The 4,468-nt window shown below is 31.5% G+C and carries 5 protein-coding genes; all 5 read right to left on the reverse strand.

The genetic code is table 11. The annotated features are described in order from the left end of the window. Positions 1 to 133 precede the first annotated feature (133 nt). Entirely contained in the window at positions 134 to 478 is a 345-nt protein-coding gene (locus tag DEU40_RS22150) for a hypothetical protein (RefSeq protein WP_110011856.1), read from the reverse strand. Position 479: 1 nt separating this feature from the next. Next, positions 480 to 1,484 carry an RHS repeat-associated core domain-containing protein gene (locus DEU40_RS22820; RefSeq protein WP_317047542.1) on the reverse strand — a complete coding sequence of 335 codons (1,005 nt, stop codon included), beginning with the start codon at positions 1,482 to 1,484 and terminating at the stop codon, positions 480 to 482. A gap of 45 nt (positions 1,485 to 1,529) precedes the next feature. Then, the gene (locus DEU40_RS22160; RefSeq protein ID WP_110011858.1) at positions 1,530 to 2,240 is read right to left on the reverse strand and encodes a hypothetical protein; all 711 of its coding nucleotides are present in this window, start codon (positions 2,238 to 2,240) and stop codon (positions 1,530 to 1,532) included. A gap of 8 nt (positions 2,241 to 2,248) precedes the next feature. After that, a complete protein-coding gene (locus tag DEU40_RS22900; protein WP_410493765.1) occupies positions 2,249 to 3,223 on the reverse strand; it encodes an RHS repeat-associated core domain-containing protein in 975 nt (324 codons plus the stop codon). Between the two features lie 535 nt (positions 3,224 to 3,758). Next, a complete protein-coding gene (locus DEU40_RS22170; RefSeq protein ID WP_110011859.1) occupies positions 3,759 to 4,304 on the reverse strand; it encodes a hypothetical protein in 546 nt (181 codons plus the stop codon). Positions 4,305 to 4,468 lie beyond the last annotated feature (164 nt).

Here is a 4,468-nt window from a genome sequence, read left to right on the forward strand (position 1 = left end):
TCGATTACTCCCCACCGTCCAATATCCGCCATGTACATCCTCGCCCCATAATCATAGAAACCTGTTTCCTGAAGCTCCTTTCCATTGTACTTGTACTTATAATAACCCTCGCAAATTGCGAGGGTTTAAAATATTATTTCTTAAACTGTATATTATTACACTTATTTTTCTCATACCAGTCTATCCAACCTTTTCGGTCTTTCTCATAAACTCCAGATGGATACAGACCAGCATAATTAAGTCTACTTTCAAAAGAAACATGGGAATACTTTGAAATAAATACAAGGGATTTATTAAATTGACTGCCTTCATTTTTATTTATTAGACTATCAATAATCTTGATATTAGAAAAATACTCCTTTTTGAAATCTAAATTTTCAATACAGTCTCCATCGACATATACATTATTACTTTTCTTTACAGAGTTGGTACAATTCACCAACAGTAATAATACTAAAATAAAAAATATATTTTTCATATTATGATAATGTTGTTTTTTTAACCGTTATTCCTCCAGTAGTATCGTTTTTCCAAATAGCCTGATTAGTTTTGGTTTTGTCTTTCTCTTGGAATACATTGATACTCATCGGACCTTCAGTTTCTATTCTTTCATTTCCATTTACTTTACCCTCTTTCTTAAAAGCTTTTGCATGAGCCTTATTAAAATCGGGATATGTGGTATTTCCGGCAGCATCTGTTTCTGTTTTTCCTATGTCGCCTTTTTTGAGTCCCATTTTAGCTTTTTCCAGCTGCTCAATATGCTCATGAGTTATAGCTCCTGCACTACTTGTACCTCCTTTTCCAACTTTATCAAATTCTAAAACATCTGCCATATCAATCTCACCTGTTTGAAAACTTCCAACCACAACTGATTTGTCATTTTCTACTAAATCTTGACTAACAATTTCTTTTGCTGTAATGACCTCATTATAGCTATCATAGAAAGCCTGTTGTTCTTTGGTTAAGGTAGCATCTTTATTAATCATATTAAGAGTAACTTTATATGTATTTGTCCCTTGTATTTGAGTATAAACAGCTTCATATTTCCCCCCAAGTGAAGAATTTACTAAGTTTTCATAAGATTGTCTTGCAGTTGCAGTTGCAAATGAAAGAATTAATTCATTTCCGTCAGGATCTATAAATGCAATAGGATTATTTCCTGCATAGATATATGGGGACATCGGTGAATATTTTTCAGCCTTGTTGTCAATTACGCCCCATCTCCCAATATCCGGCATATACATTCTCGCACCGTAATCATAAAAACCTGTCTCCTGCAATTCCTTTCCATTGTACTTGTAACTATAATAACCTCCAAAATTAGAAGAACTAAGCATCCCTTCAATATGATTCAATCCAAACGGATAATAATTGTTGGTATCTGTAACTTCAAGAACCCCTTCGCTGTTTTTGGCAAAACTTACCCTGGCATTCCCAAGGTGATCTCTGTACTGGTAAATATAACTAATTGTAAATACTACCACACGAAAGGATTCGTGCGGCAGCTTGGGCAGCGGTGATAAGTAGAGTTATCCGGGATTAAAAAGTTTCACAGTTTCATTAGAACGTTTTTGATTTATAGTATCCAATATATAGATATTGTTTTCACCAATATCTCCATTGTTCAATTGAAACATTTCCCAAAAATTCCCTCTAAGAAAAATATCTTTATTACTGATTCCCTTAGGAAAATAAAATTCGCAATTAAATACGTTTTTATCCTTCTTACAATTACATTCCAAATGTTTTTTTTCTTCCTCTTCATAAAAATATCTATAATTTAATTTTCCTTGTGAACGAATAGCTTTTAGCTGATAAGGTGTATAAAATTTATATTTTATTAAATTTGCTGTTTTTGTAAAGCTATAAAATTTACTTCTTAGCGTATCTATTTTTCCACCCTGATATAAAATAAATTGATTAACAAATTCTTTATTATCAATCATTCGATATTCAAGTCTGGCTAATAGCATTTTAGTTTTATAATCTTTTGCTTCCCACCAACCAGTTCTTTTATTATTTTCCTTTATATATCCTATTATTTCATATGAATTAAATTTTCCTTTTATTATATATAACGAATCATTTATTTTATGCTTTTCAACATTCTTTAAGTTTCCCAAATCAGTTGCAATTGAAAAATGTTCCGTTGAATTTAAATCCCTAGAACTTTTCTGTCTTTGCTTTTCACATGAAAAAAACAAAAATAAAAAAACGTAAAATACAATTTGTTTATCCATTATTAATTTTAATATTTAGATCGTTTTGTTGAATCCGCTGTTTTATAAATTCTATTCCAAGCACTATTCCAGGTTTCTCCTTTCTTTATAGGTGTTTGATATAAAGTATCTTTAATTCCATCTTTGTCAAAAGTATAATCTTTATAATATACCGTGTCGACTTTACTTTTTCCTGTTATTGCAGAAACTGTCAAATCTATTAATGACATTATATCTACCATAAAATTTACCTTATCTGAACCATCAGTTCCCCTGCTTAAACTATTAACCATTCCACCCATAAAACCATCCAAGCTTACAATTTTATCAATATCCCCTCTAAAAAAAGGATTAGTATAGTTTAAAGGACCAGCACCTCCCAAATTTGTATAAAAGTTACCTCCTTCATTTCCTAAATGAGAAAGATATCTGGTAAGATCAAAAGCACCTTGACCTTTTATATACATTCCTCCAGGTGTTGTTGTCGCTCCATATGAAGTGTTACCGTTTGCATCAGTATAAGTTCCATCTGCATTTAAGGTATACTTCACATCACCTGTAGTTTGATCTGTAACTTCGCCTGTTTCTGCAACACCATACACATTTGCATACCCTGCATCCATTGCTTCTTGCGTTGTATTAATATTTGCATTATAGGTCAATTTATGTTGTCCATCTATAACCTGATGTATCCAACCTAAACCTTCTCTACCGTCAGGATCTATAAAATTAATAGGGTTACTAAAGGCATAATTATAGGGGCTATGCCTTGTCATCTTCTCCGCGAGCGGATCCACAACGCCCCATCTTCCCAAGTCAGCCATATACATCCTCGCTCCATAATCGTACATTCCAGTCTCCTGTAATTCTTTACCGTTATACTTGTAACTATAATACCCTCCAAAATTAGAACTACTAAGCATCCCTTCAATATGATTCAATCCAAATGGATAATAATTGTTGGTATCTGTAACTTCAAGAACCCCCTTCGCTGCTTTTGGCAAAACTTACCCTGGCATTACCTAGGTGATCTCTGTACTGGTAAATATAACTAATTGTAAATACTACCACACGAAAGGATTCGTGTGGCAGCTTAGGTTTATAACTTATTATAATTGGTTTATAAAATTCCAAGATTTGCGCTGTCATTTTATTTGTAAAACAAAATGTAAATATTATGTATAAGAATATTTTTAATTTATTTCTTTTTTTCATTTTTTCCTGTTTTTATTTTGCTGTTCTCTAACCCCGCTCCCGCACGAATCCTTTCGTATGGTCGAAAAACTAGAGACAAATATATAAAATTGAATTCCTAAAAATTTTTATCTTACATTTCTAACAATAACTTTTTATAGATAGCCAGCGCACAAGATAATCTATATAGGTACCACACGATACAATCGTGCGGGAGCGGGGAACGATAGACAGCATGTCTTCGCTCTTCTGGATGCGTTTCTCAAACAAACTAAACTGCAATCTATTATGTAAAACACCCCCCACCGCAATGCGGTGGGGGTTTTGTTATAATTGTATAGAGTATTAATGTGTAAGCGTCGAGCAATCAGCAGAAGGATTAGAAAATGTAATATTTTCATATGTATCAGAGAATTTTAATTTTCTATTCATTAAAATTGACTTCATACACCCCGAAATCGGAACTGGTGATAAAAAAGTTATTTCATTTTTTTTGTTTAAAACAATATGCCAATTTTCAAAATCATCATTAATCATTGTTTTCTTTTGATTGAAATTTTCATATTTGGTTTTTTTAAACATTTTCTCTATGCTTTTACACTCATTATCAGGCAGTATAAGTTTATAACCTTCAAATATATAAACATTCTTATATTGAATACCTTCCATAAATTCAGGTTTGAAAAAAGCTACATCAATTGAATATTCACCTTTCTCTTTTGTTTGGTCGTGAAAACTCACTGCTAATATTTCATTCCTATTATCAACTTTTCGTTTTTTAGAAATATATTCTATATATCCTTTGATAATATTATGTAAATCTTGTTTTTTAATAGCACTTTTATTAAATGTAAAAAAGAAAACAAGAGTAATTAAAAGTATTTTTTTCATAGATTTAGATTGATTTATTTTTTCTTTCCTGTATATACTGCTTCATTGTAATTATATTTTACATACCCACCATTTGCACCGTTATTTTTTAGCCATGTATTATAAACATACTTAGATATTGCATTATTGCTTTTTGAACGTCCCTTATCACCACCATCTTTATA

The sequence above is a fragment of the Chryseobacterium sp. AG844 genome, from assembly GCF_003182335.1.
In the GTDB taxonomy this organism is placed as follows: Bacteria; Bacteroidota; Bacteroidia; order Flavobacteriales; family Weeksellaceae; genus Chryseobacterium; species Chryseobacterium cupriresistens.

Coding starts and splice junctions, on each gene's coding strand:
- DEU40_RS22170 (WP_110011859.1), bottom strand. CDS start 4,304: ATGAAAAAAATACTTTTAATTACTCTTGTTTTCTTTTTTACATTTAAT.
- DEU40_RS22160 (WP_110011858.1), bottom strand. CDS start 2,240: ATGGATAAACAAATTGTATTTTACGTTTTTTTATTTTTGTTTTTTTCA.
- DEU40_RS22150 (WP_110011856.1), bottom strand. CDS start 478: ATGAAAAATATATTTTTTATTTTAGTATTATTACTGTTGGTGAATTGT.